The sequence below is a fragment of the Microbacterium sp. MTN4-26 genome (assembly GCF_042846595.1).
Taxonomy (GTDB): domain Bacteria; phylum Actinomycetota; class Actinomycetes; order Actinomycetales; family Microbacteriaceae; genus Microbacterium; species Microbacterium luteum.
In genome coordinates, this window is the sequence record NZ_BTGO01000005.1 from 1 (window position 1) to 22,647 (window position 22,647).

General features: G+C 67.6%; 21 protein-coding genes and 1 pseudogene. 11 read left to right on the forward strand and 11 right to left on the reverse strand.

Annotation, left to right across the window (positions count from 1 at the left end):
* The 6 genes from ACGG9C_RS05240 to ACGG9C_RS05265 form a co-directional block, all read left to right on the forward strand.
* Positions 1 to 387: ABC transporter ATP-binding protein (locus ACGG9C_RS05240; RefSeq protein WP_390178370.1), on the forward strand; the 387-nt coding region annotated here is incomplete at its 5' end.
* Positions 384 to 1,169 (forward strand): ABC transporter permease, encoded by a 786-nt coding sequence (locus tag ACGG9C_RS05245; RefSeq protein ID WP_071044175.1) that lies wholly within the window; start codon positions 384 to 386, stop codon positions 1,167 to 1,169. The genes ACGG9C_RS05240 and ACGG9C_RS05245, both read left to right, overlap by 4 nt.
* Positions 1,170 to 1,221: 52 nt before the next feature.
* The gene (locus tag ACGG9C_RS05250) at positions 1,222 to 2,367 is read left to right on the forward strand and encodes an ABC transporter substrate-binding protein (RefSeq protein WP_176759393.1); all 1,146 of its coding nucleotides are present in this window, start codon (positions 1,222 to 1,224) and stop codon (positions 2,365 to 2,367) included.
* Positions 2,368 to 2,432: 65 nt separating this feature from the next.
* On the forward strand, positions 2,433 to 3,548 hold the full coding sequence (locus ACGG9C_RS05255; RefSeq protein WP_390178371.1) for a mandelate racemase/muconate lactonizing enzyme family protein: 1,116 nt from the start codon (positions 2,433 to 2,435) through the stop codon (positions 3,546 to 3,548).
* Positions 3,535 to 4,455, forward strand: a complete 921-nt coding sequence (locus tag ACGG9C_RS05260) for an NAD-dependent epimerase/dehydratase family protein (RefSeq protein ID WP_390178372.1) — start codon at positions 3,535 to 3,537, stop codon at positions 4,453 to 4,455. The genes ACGG9C_RS05255 and ACGG9C_RS05260 overlap by 14 nt, the downstream gene beginning before the upstream one ends.
* Positions 4,455 to 6,593, forward strand: a complete 2,139-nt coding sequence (locus ACGG9C_RS05265) for a malate synthase G (protein ID WP_390178373.1) — start codon at positions 4,455 to 4,457, stop codon at positions 6,591 to 6,593. Before ACGG9C_RS05260 ends, ACGG9C_RS05265 begins: the two co-directional genes overlap by 1 nt.
* A gap of 180 nt (positions 6,594 to 6,773) precedes the next feature.
* Here the strand turns inward: ACGG9C_RS05265 and ACGG9C_RS05270 are convergent, their stop codons facing one another.
* From ACGG9C_RS05270 to ACGG9C_RS05280, 3 genes are all read right to left on the reverse strand, one after another.
* Complete coding sequence (locus ACGG9C_RS05270) at positions 6,774 to 6,947, reverse strand: hypothetical protein (RefSeq protein WP_390178374.1); 174 nt, start codon at positions 6,945 to 6,947, stop codon at positions 6,774 to 6,776.
* 245 nt (positions 6,948 to 7,192) lie between these two features.
* Entirely contained in the window at positions 7,193 to 7,885 is a 693-nt protein-coding gene (locus ACGG9C_RS05275; protein ID WP_286720160.1) for an ABC transporter ATP-binding protein, read from the reverse strand.
* Positions 7,882 to 8,952: an FtsX-like permease family protein gene (locus ACGG9C_RS05280; RefSeq protein WP_286720157.1), complete on the reverse strand. Its 1,071-nt coding sequence runs from the start codon at positions 8,950 to 8,952 to the stop codon at positions 7,882 to 7,884. The genes ACGG9C_RS05275 and ACGG9C_RS05280 overlap by 4 nt, the downstream gene beginning before the upstream one ends.
* Before the next feature lie 167 nt (positions 8,953 to 9,119).
* Here ACGG9C_RS05280 and ACGG9C_RS05285 point away from each other — a divergent pair, with 167 nt between their 5' ends.
* The 4 genes from ACGG9C_RS05285 to ACGG9C_RS05300 all read left to right on the forward strand — a co-directional run bounded on the left by ACGG9C_RS05285 (position 9,120) and on the right by ACGG9C_RS05300 (position 12,253).
* Positions 9,120 to 10,298 carry a sensor histidine kinase gene (locus ACGG9C_RS05285; protein ID WP_286720154.1) on the forward strand — a complete coding sequence of 393 codons (1,179 nt, stop codon included), beginning with the start codon at positions 9,120 to 9,122 and terminating at the stop codon, positions 10,296 to 10,298.
* Positions 10,295 to 10,918, forward strand: a complete 624-nt coding sequence (locus ACGG9C_RS05290; protein WP_286720152.1) for a response regulator transcription factor — start codon at positions 10,295 to 10,297, stop codon at positions 10,916 to 10,918. The genes ACGG9C_RS05285 and ACGG9C_RS05290 overlap by 4 nt, the downstream gene beginning before the upstream one ends.
* 248 nt (positions 10,919 to 11,166) lie before the next feature.
* Positions 11,167 to 11,289 carry a hypothetical protein gene (locus ACGG9C_RS05295; RefSeq protein ID WP_286720149.1) on the forward strand — a complete coding sequence of 41 codons (123 nt, stop codon included), beginning with the start codon at positions 11,167 to 11,169 and terminating at the stop codon, positions 11,287 to 11,289.
* A gap of 76 nt (positions 11,290 to 11,365) precedes the next feature.
* Entirely contained in the window at positions 11,366 to 12,253 is an 888-nt protein-coding gene (locus ACGG9C_RS05300) for a DUF808 domain-containing protein (RefSeq protein ID WP_286720146.1), read from the forward strand.
* A gap of 25 nt (positions 12,254 to 12,278) precedes the next feature.
* Here the strand turns inward: ACGG9C_RS05300 and ACGG9C_RS05305 are convergent, their stop codons facing one another.
* Positions 12,279 to 12,908 carry a fatty acid desaturase family protein gene (locus ACGG9C_RS05305; protein ID WP_390178406.1) on the reverse strand — a complete coding sequence of 210 codons (630 nt, stop codon included), beginning with the start codon at positions 12,906 to 12,908 and terminating at the stop codon, positions 12,279 to 12,281.
* Between ACGG9C_RS05305 and ACGG9C_RS05310 the strand changes: the two genes are divergently transcribed.
* Positions 12,797 to 13,159 (forward strand): hypothetical protein, encoded by a 363-nt coding sequence (locus tag ACGG9C_RS05310; RefSeq protein WP_390178375.1) that lies wholly within the window; start codon positions 12,797 to 12,799, stop codon positions 13,157 to 13,159. The genes ACGG9C_RS05305 and ACGG9C_RS05310 overlap by 112 nt on opposite strands.
* 97 nt (positions 13,160 to 13,256) lie before the next feature.
* On the opposite strand, the gene ACGG9C_RS05315 is transcribed toward ACGG9C_RS05310, so the two are convergent.
* The 7 genes and pseudogenes from ACGG9C_RS05315 to ACGG9C_RS05345 form a co-directional block, all read right to left on the reverse strand.
* On the reverse strand, positions 13,257 to 13,460 hold the full coding sequence (locus ACGG9C_RS05315; RefSeq protein WP_071044020.1) for a cold-shock protein: 204 nt from the start codon (positions 13,458 to 13,460) through the stop codon (positions 13,257 to 13,259).
* A gap of 512 nt (positions 13,461 to 13,972) precedes the next feature.
* Positions 13,973 to 16,012 carry a chorismate-binding protein gene (locus ACGG9C_RS05320; RefSeq protein ID WP_390178376.1) on the reverse strand — a complete coding sequence of 680 codons (2,040 nt, stop codon included), beginning with the start codon at positions 16,010 to 16,012 and terminating at the stop codon, positions 13,973 to 13,975.
* Positions 16,009 to 18,369 carry an FdhF/YdeP family oxidoreductase gene (locus ACGG9C_RS05325; RefSeq protein WP_390178377.1) on the reverse strand — a complete coding sequence of 787 codons (2,361 nt, stop codon included), beginning with the start codon at positions 18,367 to 18,369 and terminating at the stop codon, positions 16,009 to 16,011. Before ACGG9C_RS05325 ends, ACGG9C_RS05320 begins: the two co-directional genes overlap by 4 nt.
* Before the next feature lie 71 nt (positions 18,370 to 18,440).
* Entirely contained in the window at positions 18,441 to 19,601 is a 1,161-nt protein-coding gene (locus ACGG9C_RS05330) for a cystathionine gamma-synthase (protein ID WP_390178378.1), read from the reverse strand.
* A 38-nt stretch (positions 19,602 to 19,639) separates the two neighbouring features.
* Positions 19,640 to 20,581: pseudogene (locus tag ACGG9C_RS05335) on the reverse strand (PLP-dependent cysteine synthase family protein); the annotation flags it as partial.
* A gap of 169 nt (positions 20,582 to 20,750) precedes the next feature.
* The gene (locus ACGG9C_RS05340; protein ID WP_286795469.1) at positions 20,751 to 21,623 is read right to left on the reverse strand and encodes an ABC transporter permease; all 873 of its coding nucleotides are present in this window, start codon (positions 21,621 to 21,623) and stop codon (positions 20,751 to 20,753) included.
* Complete coding sequence (locus ACGG9C_RS05345; RefSeq protein WP_390178379.1) at positions 21,620 to 22,594, reverse strand: ATP-binding cassette domain-containing protein; 975 nt, start codon at positions 22,592 to 22,594, stop codon at positions 21,620 to 21,622. The genes ACGG9C_RS05340 and ACGG9C_RS05345 overlap by 4 nt, the downstream gene beginning before the upstream one ends.
* Positions 22,595 to 22,647 lie beyond the last annotated feature (53 nt).

Consider the following 22,647-nt stretch of genomic DNA (forward strand, 5'->3'; position numbering starts at 1 on the left):
GATTTTTCACAGAACCGCCCTCATCAACTGTCCGGTGGTATGCGAATGCGAGCATCCCTCGCACGCTCGCTAGTACGCGACCCTGAGCTCTTCCTCTTCGACGAGCCATTCGGCGCCCTAGACGAGTTCACCCGGGAACGTCTCAACGACGACCTCCGCGCTCTGTGGCAACGCGAGCGGTTCACGGGAGTGTTCGTCACGCACTCGATAGCCGAGGCGATCTACATGGGCACACGCGTCGTCGTGATGGGCGCGCATCCCGGCCGCATCATCCGCGAATACGACGTCCCCTTCGGCGCTGAACGCGATGAGCACACACGATACTCAGCGGAGTTCGCCGCCCTCTCAAGCGAGATATCGGACGTCTTGAAGGGAGCGATGTCATGAGCCGGATGACCGCACGCGTACTCTTGCCCGTCGCGTTCGCCGCCGGCGTCGTGGCGATCTGGTACCTCATCAGCGGCCTGTTGCTCTCCCCCAGCCGTCGTTTCATCCTGCCGATGCCCCACGAGATCGTGGTCGTCGCCTTCCTCGACGGCAACAACCTCATGGATCTGTTGCGACCCCTCGCGGTGTCGGCAGGCGTCGCCCTCATCGGCCTGTTGATCGCGGCCGTCATCGGAATCGTCACCGCGACCCTCATGAGCCAGGCGAGGTGGGTCGAAACGACCCTGTACCCCTACGCTGTCGCACTGCAGAGCGTGCCGATTCTGGCGATCGTGCCGCTGATCGCGTTCGCCCTCGGCTACGGTTTCGGCAGCCGCATCCTCGTCGTCGTCCTGATCGCCCTGTTCCCGATCATCACGAACACGCTCTTCGGCCTGCAGTCGGTGTCTCCACAGATGCGCGATCTGTTCAAGATCACCCACAGCTCACGGTGGACCACGCTGCGCCGCCTCGAGTTTCCGGCCGCGCTGCCCGCGATCTTCACAGGTCTGCGGATCTCTGCAGGGATGGCCGTCGTCGGCGCCATCGTCGCCGATTTCTTCTTCCGACGCGGGCAGTCCGGAATCGGGCTGGCGATCGACACGTATCGCAATCTGCTCGATGGCGAGATGCTCTACGGCGCCATCATCCTCGCCTCCGCGCTCGGCCTCGTCGTCTTCTGGCTCTTCGGCCTGCTTTCGAAGCTCGCCGTCGGCGCCTGGCATCAGCCCGACCGCCGCTGACCCACGCTCCAACCACGACCAGCACCACCCGACTCACGAACCCGGAGGACCCATGCCCATTCGCAGAATCTCCCTCGCCGCGACCGGCGTCTTCGCACTCACCGCCTTCAGCCTCGCGGGCTGCGCATCTTCGACGCCGACGGCTGCGGAGGCAGAGTCGGCCGGCGGCGACGGCGCGCTGAGCGCGTGCCCGAGCACCGTCGTGTTGCAGACGAACTGGTACCCCGAGCCCGAACACTCCGCCGCCTATGCGATGATCGACCCGGCCGACGCCACGATCGACGCGGACGCCGGAGTGTATTCCGGACCCGCCATCGCCGATGACAACGTCACGATCGAGGTGCGAAGCGGTGGCCCCTTCATCGGCTTCCAGCAGTCAACGGCGGTGCTCTACTCAGACGACTCGATCATGCTCGCCATGATCGACACCGACGAGTCGGTCAAGCTCTCCGAGAGCCAGCCGACGCAGGCCGTCTACACCCCGCTGCAAGTGAACCCTCAGATTCTGCTGTGGGATCCCGAGCGGTATTCGTTCGACTCGATCTCCGATATCGGTGACGCCGACGCGACTGTGCTCTATTTCCAGGGCGCGACCTACATGGACTACCTGCTGGCTGAGGGCGACGTGCGCCCCGATCAGGTCGACGGCTCGTTCGACGGCTCGGTGACCCGGCTCGTGGCGGGCGAGCCCGTCGTGATGCAGGGCTACATCACGCAGGAGCCCTATCGCCTCATGGTCGACTACCCCGACTACGGACGCGAGGTCGATTCTTTCCTGATTGCCGACTCCGGATACGACATCTACCCCGCGGCATGGTCAGCCAAGCCCGATGTCGTCGAGGCGCAGGCGGACTGTCTCGCCCAGCTGATTCCCGCTATGCAGCAGGCGCAGGTGGACTACATGAACGACCCGACAGCGGTCAACCAGGCCATCTCCGACTACCTCATCGAGATGGACCAGTTCTTCCAGATCACCCCCGAGATGGCGAGCGAGGTGCACAGCGTCATGCTGAACGAGGGGATCGTCACCGACGGCACGGACGGCGTTTTCGGCTCGTTCGACCCCGCTCGGATGGAGCGGATGACCGAACTGCTGACTGGAGTCTTCAGCGAGACCGGCGTGGAGATCGCCGCCGACCTCACCCCCGACGACATCTATACAAACGAGTTCCTCGACCCGTCGATCACGCTCGACTAGCGAGTGAGGGGGCGGCACGGCCGTCCCCTCACCGTCACCACCCGCTTCGATTCAAAGGCGTCACCATGATCATCTCGCGCATCTCCGCGCTGCCCGCACGACTCAGCACCGACTACGCGCGGATGTCCCTCTTCTTCGTCCGCGTCGAGACGACCGACGGCGTCGTCGGTTGGGGCGAGAGCTGCGACAGCTTCGGCGTCTCGTACCCGACGGTGCTCGAACGCATCGTCGACGACGTGTGGGGGCCTGCGGTGATCGGCCATCCCCTCGATTCGGCACCCGCCCGCCTTGCAGCAGTACGTTCGGCCACGGCACGCACGCTCGGCTCGACCTACGCGTCGGCTCAGGCGCTGAGCGCACTGGAAATCGCCATCGCCGATGCTGCCGGCAAACAACACGGTCGCAGCGCCGCACCCGCACCGCGGCTTCGTGATCATGTCGAGGTGTACGCGGGCAACAGCCATTTCCTGGAATCCCGCGCCGCGTCAGCTCACTTCGAACTGCTCGCTCCGCTGCTCGAGCGCGGCGTGCGCAAGGTGAAGATGCGCATCGGGCCGGCTTGGCGGGATGCGATGCGCATACTGACAGACCTGCGTCCGCTGCTCCCGGTCGAGACAGACATCATGGTCGACGGCAGCGAGCTGTTCAGCGTGGGCGAAGCGATGGAGATGGCACTGGTGCTGGCCGACCTTCGCGTGTCCTGGTTCGAAGAGCCTGTGCCCAGCACGCAACACGCAGCGATCTCGCGGATCGCCGGCGCGTCCCCGGTCCCGATCGCCTACGGGGAGCACCTCTTCAGCACCGCGCAGGCGCTCGATGCGCTGCAGTCGAGCGCAATCTCCGTCATTCAACCCGATGCGTCGATCTGTGGCGGGCTGACGGAAGCGCATCGAATGGGAACAGCGGCCGCATCCCGCGGGGCCCGCGTCGTCATGCACTTGCACGGCAGCCCCGTGACGATCGCCGCGAATGCGCTCGTCGCGGGAGGGCTGCCGGGCGTCGACCTCATTGAGTATCCCTTCCATCTGTCCCCCATGCTCGAGCGGGTCGCCCCCGCCGCAGGCTTCGGGATCGCCTCGATCGAGGACGGCAGGATCGCAATTCCGGACAGCCCGGGGCTCGGCATCGACGTCGACGAAGAGGTACTCATGGAAGGACACCGCACGTATGTCGACGCGTGATCGCAACTCAACGCCGCAGCGCGTTCTCGTCACCGGCGCAGGAGGAAAGGTCGGCGCTGCGACCGTTGCCGCGCTCGCCGGGGCCGGACACGAGGTCATCGCCACCGATCTGGGTCGCCCGACGTATGACGCCGACGGGTCGAACGTGAGATATGTTCAGGCCGATCTCACCCAGCCCGGCGACGCCTTCGCCATCGTTCGCGACGTTGACGCGGTCGTCCACGCCGCAGGAATTCCGGAACCGACCCGCAACGTCGCGCACACGGTCTTCCTCACGAACGTCGCGGCAACGTTCGCCGTGCTCGAGGCGGCGACGGCGAACCGCGTCCCCCGTGTCGTGAACCTCAGCAGCGATTCGGTCACCGGGATGACCTGGGCGCATGCGCCGTTCGAGGGGCTGCGTTGCCCCATCGACGAGACGCATCCGGAACTCGCGCACGACGCGTACGGTCTCTCGAAGCGAGTGGGAGAGATGCTCTGCGAGGCGTTTGTCACGCGCACGGGTGGGTCCGCCGTCTCGGTACGACCGACGTGGGTGTTGACAGCCGACACCTACGCATCGAATCTCCGCCCGTTCTTCGACGACCCCGATCTCACGAGCGCGGTCTTCTGGTCGTACATCGATGTCGACGATCTCGCCGATCTGCTCCTCGCGTGCGTCGAGAGGCCGAACGGCGGCCACGAAACGGTTTTCGCCGCCGCCGCGGACAACATCGGCGGGCGCGACCTCGCCAAGGAGATGACACGGCTACATCCCGGTGTCCCGGTCGCCCCGCTGTCGCGGACGGATGCCTCGGGAATCGACTCAGGTAAGGCCGAGGCCCTGTTCGGATGGTCGCCGCGCCGTTCCTGGCGCAATTACCTCGACGACAAGGGCAATCCGCTCGCGGCGGAGGCGACGTCGTGATGCCCACGGACCGAAGCCTCACCGTTGCAACCGGGCTCGATGCGTTCGTCAGTGACGCGCTCAGCGGCACCGGCCTGACACGGGAGGGGTTCTGGTCGGGGCTGGAAAGCATCTTCGAGGCCGTCGCGCCACGTATCCACGGTCTGCTCGCCGAACGGGCTCGTCTGCAGCACCGGCTCGATGTGTGGCATGCCGCACACCCGGGTCGCGCTGGCAGCCAGGAGTACACGGCGTTCTTGCGAGACATCGGCTACCTCGTGCCCGACCGCGACCCGAGCGTCACGACGGCGAACGCGGCTCCCGAGCTCGCGGCACAGTGTGGCCCTCAGCTCGTCGTCCCGGTTACGAACGCTCGATACGCGATCAACGCCGTGAATGCGCGGTGGGTTTCCCTGTACGACTCGATATACGGAACCGACGCCCTCATCCCGCAGGAGCAGATCTCCGATCGCCCGGCGACAGTCGTGCGAACCGTGCGCGAGCTGCTGGACCATCACGTACCACTCGAAACCGGCAGTCACGCCGACACCACCGGATTCTCCGTCGTCGATGGCGCTCTCATCGTGCACGCCAGGGGCGCGCGCACGGGGCTCCTGTCGCCGGACGGCTTCGTCGGCTTCTCGGGCGAACCAGAACAGCCGACGATGATCGCACTGCAGCACAACGGGCTGCGTCTTCTCGTGGACATCGATCGGTCGACAACCCTCGGCGCCGTCGACGCCGCGGGCATCTCGGATGTTCGTATCGAGGCGGCTCCCACCACGATCGTCGATCTCGAGGACTCCGTCGCGGTCGTCGATGCCGACGACAAGGTGCTCGCCTACCGCAACTGGTGGGGACTGTGCCGCGGCGACCTCACCGCGCGGTTCCTCAAGGCCGGCTCCGTCATCGACAGGAGCCTCGCCCCGCCTATCGTGCTGAGAACGCCCGGTGGTGCACTGACCCAGCTGCCCGGCCGCTCTCACATGCTCGTCCGCGGCGTCGGGCTCCACATGACCACCGACGCGGTGCTGGACGCCGACGGGCAGCCGGTGCCGGAGGGCATCCTCGACATCGCGATCACGGCACTGTGCGCGACCCTCGCCAGCCGCGGCGGCCGAACCGAACAAACCCTCGCCGTCGTTGTGCCGAAACTCCATGGCCCCACCGAAGTCGCGCTCGCTGTCGAGGTGTTCGCACGCGTGGAAGCGCTCCTCGGCTTGCGCGAGCACACTCTGCTGCTCGGCCTCATGGATGAGGAGCGCCGAACATCGGCGAACCTCGGTGCGTGCATCGCTGCGGCCTCCGATCGTGTCGTGTTCATCAACACCGGGTTCCTCGACAGATCGGGCGACGAGATCCGCAGCGTCATGAACGCGGGAGTCGTTCCCGGTCGGGATAGCTTGCGCAGTGCAGCATGGATGGCTTCGTACGAATCGCGCAACGTTGCGGCCGGGCTGCGGGCCGGGCTCTCGGGCCGCGGTCAGATCGGTAAGGGCATGTGGGCTCAACCCGACGAGATGGGCCGAATGATGACGGAGAAGATCGCGCACCCAACCGCCGGCGCCAGCACCGCGTGGGTCCCGTCCCCCACGGCCGCCGCCCTGCACGCGCTGCACTATTGGGATGTCGACGTGCGCTCACGTCAGCGTAAATTGGTCGTTGAGAGCACCGGGGGCGACGACCTCTCGGCCTTGCTGACCGCCTCCGTCGTCGACCCCGCCGACCTTTCTACCGAGTACGTGCAGCGCGAGCTCGACAACAACGTGCAGGCCATCCTCGGCTACGTGTCCCGCTGGGTCGACCAGGGCATCGGCTGCTCCACGGTCCCCGACGTCGATGGCGTCGGACGAATGGAGGATCGAGCGACACTACGGATCTCGAGTCAGCTCGTCGCGAACTGGCTCCACCACGATCTCGTGAGCCCGGCGCAGGTCGACGAGGCGCTCGACCGAATGGCCCGCCTCGTCGACAACCAGTCAGCGAATGAACCCGCACACGTGCCATTGGACTCGGATTCGTATGCCTTCCGCGCGGCGCGAAGCCTCATCTTCGAATGGGCCGACCATCCGAACGGGTACACCGAAACCGCGCTTCATCGCTTCCGCCGACTCGCGAAATGCAGAGCGCGGATGGCGCGGGTCCGAGCTGAGCGATGATGACGCGCGCCACCCACGTCGCTGAGCGAAAGCGGAGTACCGTGCACCTACTACCCTGGCGATCACCGGGGGCGGGCGGTTGACCCGAGCGGTCGATCGATGACGCCGATCAGCGGAGCGCTTGGTCTCTTCAGCCCCGCGCGATCACGACCGCGCAGGCAGTCAGCACCGCAGACACCGTCACATCACGATGCGTTCCGGTCGGCTCCTCGATATGGCGTTCAGCAGCACGCCGATGCCGAAGTATGCGAACAGCACCCAGGTCGCCACCTGTGAGACGGCGCCGGCATCGCCGAGTGCTCCGGCCCGCCGCAGGAGGAGCGCGGCGAATGCCGGGTAGAGGACGACCGACACCGAGCCGCCATCAGCCTCGCCGCCACGCTGATCTGGATCAAATCAGACTTGATCAACACGGCCTAGGTGGTCCGTGGGGGGTGAACGGCTCACCGTGGGGGTATGCGCCCCGCGCTAGTCACCCGGAATCGTCTCGAATGGAAGCGGACCGGCGCACGCCGTTGTGCATCAACGACGTACGTCGGTCCCGGATTCGCGCTACGGGCCGGGCGATCGCGCGCCGGATTGATCCGGTGCAGGACCGGCTAGGCGCCGACTGCCGTGTCGACAAGTTTCCCGTCGACGAGGTGGACGACACCGTGCATGCGGGGGAGGTGGACGAGGTCGTGGGTGACGAGCAGTGTGGACGTGTTCAGCTGGTCGGTGAGTTGCAGAATCAGCTCAATGATGCTGGCTCCGCGCTCCTGGTCGAGGGCGCTGGTGGGCTCATCAACGAGGAGCACGCTGGGGTCGTTCATCAGGGCCCGGGCAATGTTCACGCGCTGCCGCTGCCCGCCGGAGAGCTGGTGCGGCCGCTTGTCGCGCTGGTCGGCGAGGCCCACCGCATCGAGGAGCTCACCGGCTCGCGCGGTTGCTTTCGCGCGGTGGCGGCGGGAGTGTGGGGCGCCGAGCTCGTTCATGACGGCGAGCTGTTCCATCGCGGTGAGGGAGGGGACGAGGTTGGACTGCTGGAACACGATGCCGATCTTGTCGCGGCGCAGCTCGGTCGCAGCTTTTGGGTCGAGGCGTGTGGCGTCGATGTCGTCGATCAGGACGGTGCCGGAGTCGGGCCGGATGAGGGTAGCGGCGACGGCGAGGAGGCTGGATTTGCCGGAGCCGCTGGGCCCGGTGATGCCGGTGACCGTTCCGGGGTGCGCGGTGAGGGTGACGTGGTTGACAGCGGTGACGCGGGCGTCTCCGTCGGGGAAGGTGAGGTGGATGTTGTCGAGGCGGATCATCGGTTGCTCCCGAGGGCGGTGAGGGGGTCGGCGGAGGTGACGGATCGGAGGGCGAACGCGGCCCCGGCGAGACCGAGAGCGATCATGATCACCCCGGGCAGGAGGGTCGTGATCGGGCTGAGCAGGAACGGCAGTGCGGTGCCTGCGAGGGCTCCGAAGAGGGCGACGAGCCCGAGCCCGACACCGATGCCGAGAAGGAGCACGATGAGGGCTTGCCCAAGGGCGTCTCGGACGAGGGAGCGGGTGCTGGCACCAAGTGCTTTCAGGACCGCGATATCGCCCTTGCGTTGCATGGTCCAGACGGTGAAGAACGCGCCGATGACCAGCCCGGAGATGCCGAACAGCATCGCCACCATCAGAAGAAGCGACCCGATTTCGGAGCGGAACGCGCTTAGCGCGGTGAGCGACCCGAGAACGCTCTCGGACACGGTCTGGTGGGCGGTGTCCGCAGCATCCCAGTCCGGGCTCCCGGAGACGGCAAGCACGGTTGCGTAGGCGTCGGGGTTGCCGGTGGCCGCGGAGTATGCCTGCCAGTCGGTCAGGGTCATCTCGACGACCGGGGTGTGGCTGTACCAGGCGTCACCGGCGATGGTGTCGACGGTGAAGGGCGTGCCGGCGATGGTGACCGTGTCACCTGCTGTGACATTGAGGGCGTCAGCGGCGGGTGTGGAGAGGCCGAGCTTCCCGTCAGCGGTCGGGGCGGTGTCGTTGAATCCGGGCTGGACGCCGAACACGGCGATCGCGGTGCGGGTGTCACCGGCTTCACCGCGGGTTTGGCTGATCCCGATCGGCTGAGCCGCGGTCACCCCGGCCGTGGAGGCCCAGTCGGTGGCCTGCTGCTCGGTGATCACCGAATCAGAGAAGCTCGCTCCGGGCTCGCCAGAAGACGGCGCGGAGAACACGACCCGATCGCCGGGGATCGCGAGAACAGCGGAGATGTTCTGGATTGCGAGCCCACCGGTGAGGCCGCTGAGGAAGCCCACGAGCACGGTGATGAGCCCGACGACGGAACCGATGAGAAGGAATCGCCCTCGGGCGAAACGCAGATCGCGCAAGGCGACGAACATGGTGTGGTCCTTTCCGGTGACCGGCTGATCTGTGACATCACCACTGTCCCGCCGGGGAGGGGAGTGAGGCATCGGTCCTCGGCACGGCTGCGGAGCATCAAACGAAGGACGGGGGAGTGGACCTTTCGGATGATTCGCGGTCCAGGGCCGGGACATAAAATTCGGGCATGCCTCACTCCGTGCTGACACCCGTGTTCGCGGGCCTGCGCACGGGCCTGCATGTGCTCTTCGTTGCGCTCATCGCGTTGATCATCGGACGGGCGATCCTCGCCCCCGCGGACGCCAGCGCGGCCGTGATCGGTCTCGCTCTGCTCACGCTCGCCACCTACGGGTCCGGTGCCTATCTGGCCCGCCGCTCCCGGGGACGCGCGGCGCGGCTGATCTGGCTGGTCGCGTTGACCCTGGAATGGGTCGTGCTGATGTGGCTGATCCCCGAGGCCGCGTACCTGGTGTTCCCGCTGTTCTTCCTCTACCTGCACCTACTCGGTGCGGGGTGGGGATCCGCGGCGATCGTGGCCGCGACGGCCGTGGCGATCACCGCGTTGGGAGCACACGGAGGGTGGAGCATCGGCGGTGTCGTCGGCCCGATCGTCGGAGCCGGGGTCGCCCTGCTGATCGGGTTGGGGTATCAGGCGTTGGCAAGGGAAGCTGCCGAACGCGAAGCTCTGATGCAGGAACTCCTCGCTACCCGTGGCCAACTCGCGGCGATCGAACACGAATCCGGGGTGCTCGCCGAACGAGCCCGCCTCGCCAAAGAGATCCACGACACCCTCGCCCAAGGACTTTCCAGTATCCAGATGCTTCTGTACGCGGCCGAACGCGCAGACCCCGACCGGCCCGGCGTCGAACACATCCGGCTTGCCCGGGAAACCGCCGCCACGAACCTCGCCGACGCACGCCGATTCATCCGCGAGCTCACACCGCCCGACCTCGACAGCCACGGCCTCGGCGGCGCCCTCCGACGCCTCGCCAAGGGCCAGTGGTCCAACCAAGGACTCACCGTCCATGTGCGAGTGTCCGACACGATCGAGCTGCCCATGCATCTGCAGACGGCGCTGCTGCGCATCGCGCAAGGCGCGATCGCCAACGTGCTCCAACACGCAGAGGCCGCCACAGCGACCATCACTCTCGCCACGACCCCGGACGAGCTCGTCTTCACCGTGAGCGACGACGGCATCGGATTCGACCCCAGCTCGCCCGCAACCCGCCACGGCAAATCCGACTCTTTCGGCCTGCAGGCCACCCACGAACGCGTGCAACAGCTCGGCGGCACCCTCCTGGTGGACTCCACACCCGGCCACGGAACGACCCTCACCGTGACTCTCAGCCCAGTGAGAGCCGCATGATCCGCCTCGTCATCGCCGATGACCACCCCATCGTCCGCGCCGGCCTCACCGCACTGTTCGATCAAGAAGCGGACCTCACCGTTGTCGCGGAAGCCGCGACCCCCGAAGAAGCCATCGCCGCGGCACAACGCGAGAACCCCGACGTTGTCCTGATGGACCTCCAGTTCGGGAACAGCGCCGAAACCGGTGCCGATGCCACCCGCCACATCCGCGCCCTCGATGCCGCCCCCTACGTGCTCGTCCTTACCAACTACGACTCCGACGCCGACATCCTCGGCGCCGTCGAAGCCGGCGCCAGCGGATACCTGCTCAAAGACGCGCCCCCACACGAACTCGTCACCGCCGTCCACGCCGCCGCCGCCGGCGAATCCGCACTCGCCCCCGTCATCGCCTCCCGACTGCTGGGTCGCATGCGATCCCCACAGATCAGCCTCAGCTCCCGCGAAATCGAAGTCCTCGAACGCGTCGCCGACGGCCGCTCCAACGCCGAGATCGCCACCGACCTCTACGTCAGCGAACCCACCGTGAAATCCCACCTCGCCCACATCTTCACCAAACTCGATGTCACCTCCCGCACGTCCGCGGTGTCAGCCGCCCGGCGGCGCGGCATCCTCCGCTGAACCGCGCCCCGGACACTGCGACAAAGCTGCACCCCTAGTGGCACGATGAGCAAGTGCCGGAGGACGTATCAACTAGCGGAACAACGCAGCCACTCGTTGTCGCATGTGATGAGTCAGGGAACGACGGGGGAAACCTCCTCGCGGGAAGCTCCCCTGTCTTCGTCCACGCGAGCGTAAGTGTGAGCAAGGCAAAGGCTGCCGAGATCATGGCGGAGGTCCGAACACGAACGCGAAGTGAGGTGGGGTCGATGGTGGAGCTGGCGAGGATTTCGCCGCTGCTGCGGGCGCTGATGATGGCGTGGTCGTTGTGGATCAGGACGATGATCTCGGTGCGGGCGTGGGCTCTGCGGACGACCACCGCCTCCAGCTGACGCCACGGAACCGGTCAGGCGTCGTGAAAGAGTTCGCGCTGCTAGCGTGAGTGCGGGAACGGGTGGGGGAGCGCACATGTCGGTTGGACTTCTGGCCGTCGTCGACGACATCCTGAGCGCGGCGCTGAAGGCGAGCGCGAAGACGGCCGGGGTGGTCATCGACGATGCCGCCGTCACGCCGCAGTACGTGCAGGGAATCACGCCGGCGCGCGAACTGCCCGTCGTGTGGAAGATCGCGCTCGGGAGCCTCGTCAACAAGTTCGTGATCATCATCCCGATCGCGCTCGTGCTGACCGCGTTCGCTCCGTGGGTGCTTCCGTACCTGTTGATCCTCGGTGGGGGTTTCCTATGCTTCGAGGGTGCGGAGAAGGTGCTGGAGTGGTTCGGCCTGCATCATGGTCCGGCAGAGGACGGCCCTCGAGACGAGGGCAAGCTCGTCTTCGGGGCGGTGCGCACCGACCTCATCCTCAGCACCGAGATCATGCTCATCGCCTTGACGAGCCTCGATCCGGGCTTGGACATCTGGATGACGCTCGGAGCCCTGCTCGTGATCGGGCTGGCGATGACGGCGCTCGTCTACGGCGCTGTCGCGCTCCTGGTGAAGATCGACGACATCGGTCTTCGTCTGATGAAGAGCCCGAAGCGGGGGATGCGGCGCACCGGGGCACGCGTGGTCGCATCCATGCCGACGGTTTTTCGTGTGATCGGCATCATCGGCACCGTCGCGATGCTGTGGGTCGGTGGACATCTGCTCATCGAGAACCTGGGTGAGACGTTCTGGAGCGGCCCGCATGACCTGGTTCACGCGGCGACTCATCTCATCGAGGGCGCCGGCGTCGTCGTGGTCTGGATCGCGGAGACCGCGATGTCGGCTGTCTTCGGGCTGGCCGTCGGTCTCGTGATCGCCGGCATCGTGTTGGCCGTCTCCCGCCTCCGACGGCGCGAGCCGGTTCACCCCGACTGACCCGGTCCCGAGTCGGGCGGGCCCGTCACACCCGTCGGTACGTGGCGGTGACCGGGCAGTCGAACGGGTCGCGAGCGGCGAGCCCGACGCGGTTGAGGTAGGCGATGACGATCCCATAGGAGCGCCACAGCGTTGTCTCGGTGTAGGGCACCTCGAGCGTGCGACAGTGCTCGCGCACGATCTGGCGTGCCCGTGCGAGGTGCGGTCGCGGCATGTTGGGGAACAGGTGGTGCTCGACCTGATAGTTCAGGCCGCCCATGAGCCAGGTCGCCCACCACCCGCCGGAGACGTTTCGCGAGGTGCGCACCTGCTTGCTGAAGAAGTCGAGTTTGGCGTCCGCGTCGATCACCGGCATGCCCTTGTGGTTCGGTGCGAACGAGGCGCCCATGTAGATGCCGAACACCGCGAGCTGTACCCCGAGGAAGGCGAACGCCATCCCGATCGGCAGAAAGACGAACACCGGCGTCCAGATGAGGGCGAATCGCGTGAGGAGGAGGGCGATCTCCCACCCGCGTTGGAAGGGCCCGTGACGAGGATCTGACGGTGCGCGGCCTCGTGAGCCAGGAAAGCGACCTGTGTGAAGAGGATGCCGAGTGCTCCGGCGGTGAGCAGCTGGAACCAGCTGTCGCCGAGAAGGATGAATCCGGTGATGCAGCCCCCGAGCGCGAGCGCCAGCGCGATCCCGACGAAGCCGTAGAACCAGCGTGTTCGACCGAGGAGCCTGCTCTCGCGCACGACCTGCGACCCGTCGGTGTACGCGCGTGCGATCGGGGGAAGTCGGCGGTGCGGGCGTACGTCTGCCTGACGGGTCTCAGACGGGATGCAGCGGTGGAGGAGATGTCCCTACCTGCGTTTCGATCGCGACCGTGTCGGCCGATGAAGCCAACGGCGGTCGCCGAACGCTGAGGGGAACGCTACGGGGTGTCGTATCCGGGCGGCGGAATACGGCGGTACTCCCAGGTGCCGGTCAGGCTCTGCCGACGACACCCGGGATGGCGTGCCGTCAGAGGGGACGGATGTTCGCGGCCTGCATGCCCTTGGGCCCGCGCTCCGCGTCGAACTCGACCTTCTGGTCCTCTCGCAGTTCCTTGAACCCGTTGCCGGTGATCGCACTGTAGTGCGCGAACAGATCGGCGGAACCATCGTCGGGGGCGATGAAGCCGTATCCCTTGTCGGCGTTGAACCATTTCACGGTGCCAGTGGCCATCGTGTTCTTCCTTCTCGTGTGCCGGCCGCGTGAGCGGCCGAGGATGTGCGGCCTCCGAGTGAGACCGCGACGGGTGTGGTGGGTGGTCGTGGGTCGTCGCGTGGGGGGCGCAGCGGATGCGGCGACGGCAGCGCGGGCGAGAGGCTCGCTGGGGTAACATCCGAGGTCGTCGCCCCGGGCGTTCTGCGCTTCGTATCGCCCGCCGGACGACGAGGCGACGAAGCCGGCGTACTCGCCGGACTGCGTGGCGACGTGGACGTCGTCATCGGCTTGCGCCCAAGACAGGACGGGTGTGGACAGAGGGGCCGCGAGCGCGGCAGAAGAAGAGGACAAGAGAGCTTTCGACGAGTGCGACGGCCAGGGATTCGGGGAATCCGCGGAGAGAACGTCAACCTGCGCTGGTGCGTCGGTGGCGTCGCGAGAACAAGATGAGTGGCCCGATGGGGCTGTTCAGTCTATCAGTTCGATGGCCGTTGGCAGCACGGTCAGCTCGCCCGGTGCAATGATCGCCGTCAATTACGCGCTGGCGGCAGCGAGTCGGGTCCGCGCACCCCGCTATGACGATCGGGAGTGACCTCACGCAGGGGGCGGTCGACGACCGAGCGCGCTTTGCCCAGCGCCTCGGTGAACTCCGCCTCCGCGGTGGAGCCGATGATGATGCCCCCGCCCACGTCGAGGCGATAGTGGCCGTCTGAACCCCAGAGAGTGCGGATGATGACCGAGAAATCGGCCTGCCGGGCGTCGAACCAGCCGATCGCGCCGGCGTAGAGGTGCCGGTCCTCGCGCTCGACCTCGCGGATCAGCTCCATCGTGCGCCGCTTCGGCGCCCCGGTCATGGAGCCGGCGGGGAAGACGGCCCGAAGCGCGTCGACCGGGGTCGTTCCCTCCTGCAGGGAGCCTTCGACGACCGTGACGAGCTGATGCACACCGCGGTAGGACTCCACGCCCATGAGCTGGGTGACGGCGACCGATCCGCGTCGGCACACCCGGCCGAGGTCGTTGCGGACGAGGTCGGTGATCATCAGGTTCTCGCGGCGGAACTTCTCATCCGTGGCCAGGCGCCACCGGGCCAGGGCGTCGCGCTCGGGATCCGCGTCGCGGGGGAGCGTGCCCTTGATGGGGCGCACCTCCGCACGCCCGTCGGCTCCCACGCGCAGCATCCGCTCCGGGGATGCCGACAGCACGACGTGCTCGTCGTGCCGCAGGTACGCCGCATAGGGCGCGGGGCTGCGCGCGCGCAGCGCGAGGTAGTGATCCAGCGGGTCTCCCGGGATCGTGTAGCGCAGAGGGAACGTGAGCACGGCCTCGTACGTATCGCCCGCTCGGAGGGCTTCGTCGAGACGGTCGAACGCCCGCGCGTACGCAGCCCACGGCGAGTCGGTCTCCGCGACGATGGCTCCGAGCTCGGTTTCGGGATGCGGGGCGTCCGTGGCCGCATCCAGCAGCGCCCGCACGCCGTCCGACCGTGCCACCGAGCTCGCCCCGTAACGGACCGTGCGCTCGAGGTGATCGAAGACCACGACGCGATCGATGCGCAGGAAGAAGCCGTCCGCCGGTGAACCCACCTCCGTCGATTCGAGGATCTCCTGAGTGTCGTAGCCGGCGGCGCCCACCCAGGAATCCATCGAGGGGATGCCGGAATCCTCGCCGGGACTGTCCGCGCCGAGCTCGCGCAGGCGGCCGAGGAAGTCGCGTCGAGCGACGGCTTGCGCGCCGGGCGTCTCGTGCTCGGGTCCACCGACGACGACGCTGGTGTCGTCGTCGTCGAGGTAGCCCATGACGGAGTATCGGCCCGACCATTCGCGGCGATCGGCGCTGTCGAGCCAGAAGGCGCGCCGTCGTCCGCGAAGCATCAGGGGGGCGAGGTCGACCGGCTCGATCCACCGGGGGTACAGCACCAGCGTTCCCCGATCGGGCGTGCGCGGGGGGGTCGGCGCCGTGCCCGGGGCATCGGCGCCGTCGAGGGAGACGCCGGCTCGCGTCAGGAAGTTCGCGATCATCCTCGCGCCGTCTTCGGTGAGGATCGATTCCGGGTGGAACTGCACACCGACGTGGGGGAGATGCCGGTGCTCGACGGCCATGACGAGGCCGTCGGGCGTGCGCGCTGTCACGCGCAGGACCCCCGGCACGTCGCGGCAGGCGAGCGAGTGGTAGCGCACGACGTGCACGTCGTCGCGCACGCCCCGGAACACGCTCGTCCCGTCGTGCTCGAGGCGGCTGAGCACCCCGTGGGCCGGGTCGACCCGTTCGATGCTGCCGCCGTGCGCGGCGACGAGGCCCTGGTGACCGAGGCACACGCCGAGGATCGGGCGCGTCCGCCGTCGGAAGAGGGCCAGGCATCGTGCGAAGTGAGGCTCCGTCAACGGGTGCCCGGGGCCGGGGGAGACGATGATGGCCGCGTACGCCGACTCGTCGTCGAGGTCGAAGTCGTCGACCGTGACCACGTCGGGTCGGGTCCCGGTCAGACGGTCGACGAGCTGGACGAGATTGAAGGTGTAGGAGTCGTGGTTGTCGACGATCAGGACGCGGGCGCGGCCGTCGTCGCCGGTCATGTCGACGGCGTCGCCGAGCTCGCCCGCTGCGAATCCCGATGCCGGGCCTCGAGGCGAACGATCACCGATTTCGAGGTCGGCGTGTTGCTCACGTCGGCGACGGACTCGAGGGGAACCAGCACATTCGTCTCAGGGTAGTAAGCCGCGGCGTTCCTTCGCGGAGTGGGGTAGGGCACGATGCGGAACGCCTCGGCGCGGCGCTCGCGCACGGAGCCGTCGGGCGCGGTCCACTCGGAGACGAGATCCACGATGTCCCCGTCGGTGAAGCCCAACTCCGCCACATCTTCGGCATGGATGAGCACCACGCGTCGGCCGCCGTAGACGCCGCGATAGCGGTCGTCCTTGCCGTAGATCGTGGTGTTGTACTGATCGTGGGATCGGAGCGTCTGCAGCAGGAGGCGTCCCGGGGGGATGCGGGGGTACTCCAGCGAGTTGGCGGTGAAGCGCGCCTTCCCGTCGACCGTCGCGAACCGGCGACCATCGCGCGGGCCGTTCGGCAGAAAGAAGCTGCGACCCCTCTGGATGCGCTCCTCGTACTGCTCGAAACCGGGGACGACCTTCGCGATATGCGCGCGGATCAGCGCGTAGTCGGACTCCATGGCGCCCCAGTCGGCACGCGGAGTTGCGTTCGATCCGGCGTCATCGGCCTCGAACAGCGCCCCGCACAGCCTCGCGAGGATCGCCACCTCGCTGAGAAGATCCTTCGACGGGGGTGCGAGCCGACCGCGCGACGCGTGCACGGCACCCATCGAATCCTCCACCGTGACGCGCTGATCGCGACCCCCGCGGCGGTCGCCGTCGGTGCGGCCGAGGGTGGGAAGAATGAGCGCGCGGCGACCGGTCACCGCGTGGGATCGGTTGAGCTTGGTGGATACCTGCACCGTCAAGCCCACTCGAGTGATCGCCTCCTCGACCACGTCGGTGTCCGGCGTGGCGGAGACGAAGTTGCCGCCCATGCACATGAAGACGTCGACGCGCCCGTCGCGCATCGCCCGGATGGCCTCGACGGTGTCGTATCCGTGCTCGCGGGGCGGGGTGAACGAGAATTCCTCGCCCAGCGCGCGGAGGAAGTCTTCCGAGGGCTTCTCGTAGATCCCCATGGTGCGATCGCCTTGCACATTGGAGTGCCCGCGCACCGGGCACACGCCGGCACCGGGGCGACCGATGTTGCCCTGCAGGAGGAGGACGTTCACGACGTCGCGCAGCGTCGCGACGGAATGCTTGTGCTGCGTCAGCCCCATCGCCCAGCACACGATCGTCGACCGCGACGCGCGCACCGCCTCGCCGACGCGTCGGATCTCGTCTTCGGTGAGACCGCTCGCGACCTCGAGGTCGGCCCACGACACGTCGTCGATGAGCGCGCGGAAGGCATCGATCCCGCTCGTGTGCGCGGCGATGAACTCGTGATCGAGCACGCCGCCGGTGGTGTTCTCAGCCTCGAGGAGGTGTTTGGCGATGCCGTGGAAGAGAGCCTGATCGCCCCCGAGCCGCACCTGAACGAAATCATCGGCGATGGCCGTGCCGCCCAGGAGCGCTCCGCGCACCGTCTGCGGATTCTCGAAGCGCAGCAGACCCGCCTCCGGGAGGGGGTTGATCGCGATGATCCGCGCACCTCGGTGCTTCGCCTTCTCGAGGGCGGACAGCATCCGAGGGTGATTTGTGCCGGGGTTCTGGCCGGCGACAATGAGCAGGTCGGCCTGATGGATGTCTTCGAGGGAGACGGTGCCCTTGCCGATGCCGATTGTCTCGGTCAGAGCGGAGCCGCTGGACTCGTGGCACATGTTCGAGCAGTCGGGAAGATTGTTCGTGCCGATCCCGCGGACGAGGAGCTGATACAGGAAGGCGGCCTCGTTCGAGGTGCGACCGGACGTATAGAAGACGGCGCGGTCGGGATCGTCCAACCCGCGAAGAGCATCGGAGACCATGGTGAGCGCGGCGTCCCAGCTGATGGGGCGGTAGTGGGTGTCCCCCTCCTCCCGGTACATCGGCTCGGTCAGGCGTCCCTGCTGTCCCAGCCACCAGTCGTCGTGCGCACGCAGCTCGGCAACCGAATGATCGGCGAAGAAGTCGGACCCGACGCGGCGGACGGTGGCCTCCTCGGCGACCGCCTTCGCGCCGTTCTCGCAGAATTCCGCGAGGTGGCGTTTGTCCTCTTCCGGCCACGCGCAGCCGGGGCAGTCGAAGCCGTCCTTCTGGTTCACCCGCGAGAGCGTGCGCAGCGATCGCACCGTCCCCATCTGCTGCTGCGAGATCTGCAGCGCGTGGAGGACGGCGGGAATCCCCACTGCTGTGCTCTTGCGATCGGAGACGCGCAGGCGGGATTCGTCGATGTCGGAGACAGGAGGCCTTTTCGCCATGCCGTCATCGTCGCACACGCCGCGAGATCGGGTGGGTCTCCCAGGTGGGGCCCATCCTGCGCGTGCGCGGGTCAGGTCGCGGCCTCCAGGGCCTGGTCGATGTCGGCGAGCAGGTCGTCGACACCTTCGATGCCCACCGAAAGTCGCACCAGGGTCTCGGGTACGGCAAGTTCGGTGCCGCGCACCGAGGCATGGGTCATCGCATCGGGATAGTTCAGGAGCGACTCCACGCCGCCGAGCGACTCGGCCAGGGTGAACAGCTTCGTCGCCTCGGAAAAGGCCCGCGCCTGTGCGCCGGTCGCCAGATCCAGAGAGACGATCCCACCGAACCCCGACATCTGGCCCGCTGCGATGTCGTGGCCCGGATGCGAGGGCAGTCCGGGGTAGTGCACCGCAGTCACGCGCGGGTCGCCGGCGAGTGCCTCCGCGATGCGCTGGGCGTTGGCGCTGTGGCGTTCCATGCGGATGCCGAGCGTCTTGATGCCCCGCGTGGTGAGCCAGGCATCGAGCGGCCCCGAGACGGCGCCGGCGGCGAACTGCAGGAACTTCGTCTTCTCGTGGATGTCGGCGTCGGAGGTCATGACGGCGCCGCCGACGACATCCGAGTGCCCCCCGAGGTACTTCGTCGCCGAGTGCACCACGACGTCGGCGCCGAGAGCGAGCGGGCGCTGCAGTGCCGGAGTCGCGAACGTGTTGTCGACGACGAGCAGGGCGCCGACCTCATGCGCGGAGCGCGCGAGCGCGGCGATGTCGGTCACCCGCAGCAGCGGATTGCTCGGCGTCTCGACCCAGACCAGCTTCGGGGTCGCCTCCGACAGGGCGTGCTCGACCGCGCTCGGGTCGCTGAGGTCGGCGACGCGCACCGTGACGCCCCAGGGGACGAGGATCTTCGAGATCAGGCGATACGTGCCGCCGTAGGCGTCGTTCCCGAGGAGGATCTCATCGCCCGGGCGCAGCACACCGCGCAGCAGCGCGTCTTCCGCCGCGAGGCCCGACGCGAACGACAAACCGAAGTCGGCGCCTTCGATCGCGGCGAGCTGCCGCTCCAGCGCCGTGCGGGTGGGGTTGCCGGCGCGCCCGTAGTCGTAGCCGTCGCGCAGGTTGCCGATGCCGTCCTGCACGAACGTCGACGAGAAGTGGACCGGGGGGATCACGGCGCCGCTGGTGGCATCCGGCTCCTGACCGGCGTGCACGGCGAGGCTGTTGAAGTCGCGGGCGAGGGGAGAGCTCATGGGGTGTCCTCGGGGTCTGTGTCTTCGGATGACGGCAGGTGGGCGGCGAGCCACGAGTCGTCGAAGAGCTTGTTGAGATAGCCGCGGCCGCCGTCGGCCAGGAGCACCACGACGACGGCGTCTTCCGGAAGGTCGCGCGCGGTGCGGAGGGCGGCGACGACGGCCATGCCGCTCGAGCCGCCGACGAGCAGGCCCTCCTCGGTGGCGAGGCGCCGCGTCATCTCGAACGATTCCGCGTCGGAGACGCGCTCGAAGCCGTCGACGGCGTCGGGGTCGAAATTCGGCGGGATGAAGTCTTCGCCCACCCCCTCCACGAGGAAGCCGTGCACGGGGCCGCCGGAGTAGATCGAGCCGACAGGATCCGCGCCGATGATCTGCACGCGGCCGTCGGAGACCTCGTGCAGGTAGCGGCCGGTTCCCGAGATGGTGCCCGCGGTGCCGACGCCGGCGACGAAGTGCGTCACCCGGCCGTCGGTGTCGCGCCAGATCTCCGGCCCCGTGGTCTCGTAGTGACTGCGGGGGGCGGCCGGGTTGGAGAACTGGTCGGGCTTGAACGCGCCGGGGATCTCCCGGGCGAGTCGATCGGAGACGGAGTAGTAGGAGTCGGGGTGCTCCGGCGGCACCGCCGTCGGGACCTCGACGATCTCGGCGCCATAGGCGCGCAGGGTGGCGACCTTGTCGCCGGCGAACTTGTCGGGCACGACGCAGATCATGCGGTAGCCGCGCTGCTGGGCGACGATCGCCAGGGCGACCCCGGTATTGCCGCTGGTCGGTTCGACGATGGTGCCGCCGGGCTTCAGCAGCCCCGCGCGCTCAGCCTCGTCGATCATCGCGAGCGCGATCCGATCCTTCGCGGAGCCGCCCGGATTGAGGTACTCGACCTTCGCGAGAACGGTGGCGCGGATGCCCTCGGTCACGGATGTGAGGCGGACCAGCGGGGTGTTGCCGATGAGCTCGGCGATCGATTCGGCATAGCGCACGGGGGATCCTGGAGTGTCGTGTCCGCGCGCGGTCGCGCGGAGGATGGGTCGTCGAAGAAGCGCGTATGCGCTACAGACAACAGTGACACGTCGAGAACATCCCGGCTATTCTGCGACGCCGGCGCCTCGCCTGGCGAACCGGTGTCGTCATATGACGACACATCGCATCTCAGCGGTCCAGGGACTGGAACCGGCGCACCGAGAGTGGCACGAACACCAGGAACATGCCCGCTGTGAAGATCAGCACGTACACGACCGGATGCTCCAGGGGCCACGAGCCGGTCGAGGCCGCGCTGGTCGGCGCGTTGCCGAACAGCTCGCGGACCGCCTGCACGAGCGCGGAGACCGGGTTCCACTCGGCGAAGATGCGTAGCGGGCCCGGGAGGTTCTCGCTGGGGACGAAGGCGTTGGAGATGAAGGTGGCCGGGAAGAGGATGAGGAAGGACGCATTGTTGATGACCTCGGGGCTGCGCACCAGGATGCCGAGGAAGGCCATCACCCATGAGAACGCGTAGGAGAACAGTGCCAGCAGCCCGACGCCGATCGCGAAGTCCGCCGCCGAGGACTCGACGCGCCATCCGACCGCGAGTCCGGTGAGCATCATGACCACGAGCGAGAGCACGTTGATGACGAGATCGCCGAGCGTGCGGCCGATGAGCACCGCCGACGGGTTCATCGGCAGGGTGCGGAACCTGTCGATGATGCCGTCTTTCAGGTCCTGCGCCATCGCGGAGCCGGAGTACGTGGAACCGAAGACGATCGTCTGCGCGAAGATGCCGGCCATGAGGAACGACGTGTAGTCCTCGCCCGGCACGTCGATCGACGATCCGAACACGAAGGTGAACAGCAGCACGAACATGATCGGCTGGATGAGCGTGAACACGAGGATGTCGGGAACGCGCACGATCTTCTTGATGTTGCGCCAGGTCGCGACGTAGCCGTCGGAGAGGAAACGAGACAGCGGCGAACCGGGGAGTGGTTCGAGGGTGCTGCGAGCCGGGCGTTCGGTGCCGTGCCCGGTGCCGTGGCCGGCGGTCGTCATGCCGCCGTCTCCTCGTCGTCGCCCTCGGCGGCATGGCCGGTCAGCTGCAGGAAGACATCGTCGAGCGTGGGGCGCCGCATGCCGGCGTCGTGCAGGGTGATGCCGGCATCCGCCGCGTCGGCCATGATGCGCGCGAGGGCCTCCGCGCCGTCGGCGACGGGTGCGACGACCGTGCGATCGCCGTCGGTCGCGACCGGGCCCGTGCCGTAGCGCTGCAGGATCTCGCGCGCCGCCGCCACCTGGGCGTCGTCGACGACCGTGACGGCGACGCGCTGTCCGCCGACGGAGGCCTTGAGCTGGTCGGCGGTGCCCTCGGCGATCACGCGCCCGGCGTCGATGATCGAGATCGAGTCCGCGAGCCGGTCGGCCTCCTCGAGATATTGCGTGGTGAGCAGCACCGTGGTGCCGCCGTCGACGAGGGACTCGATGACATCCCACAGCGCCAGGCGACTGCGGGGATCGAGCCCCGTCGTCGGTTCGTCGAGGAAGAGCACGGGTGGATTGATCACGAGGGCGCCGGCGAGGTCGATGCGACGCCGCATGCCGCCGGAGAACCCCTTGACGGGACGGTTCTGCGCCTCGACCAGGTCGAACAGCTCGATGAGCTCCCGGGCGCGACGCGTCGCTTCGCGGCGCCCGAGGTGGTAGAGCAGGCCGACCATCAGCAGATTCTCGAACCCGGTGAGGTTCTCGTCGACGGCGGCGTACTGGCCGCTCGCGCCGCTCATGCGCCGGATCGCCTGGGGGTCTGCGAGCACATCGACCCCGTCGATCGTGGCCGAGCCGGAATCGGGCCGGATGAGGGTGGTGAGCACCTTCACGGTCGTCGTCTTGCCGGCGCCGTTGGGACCGAGGAGGGCCGCGACGGTCCCCTCGGGGACGGACAGGTCGAGTCCGTCGAGGGCGCGCAGCGCGGGCGCGCCCTTGGGTCGATACGTCTTGACGAGTTCGTTCGCCTCGATGAACGCCATGCCGGGATGGTACTGCCAGCGTGCGACATCGAGGCGAACGAACTCTGTCGCGA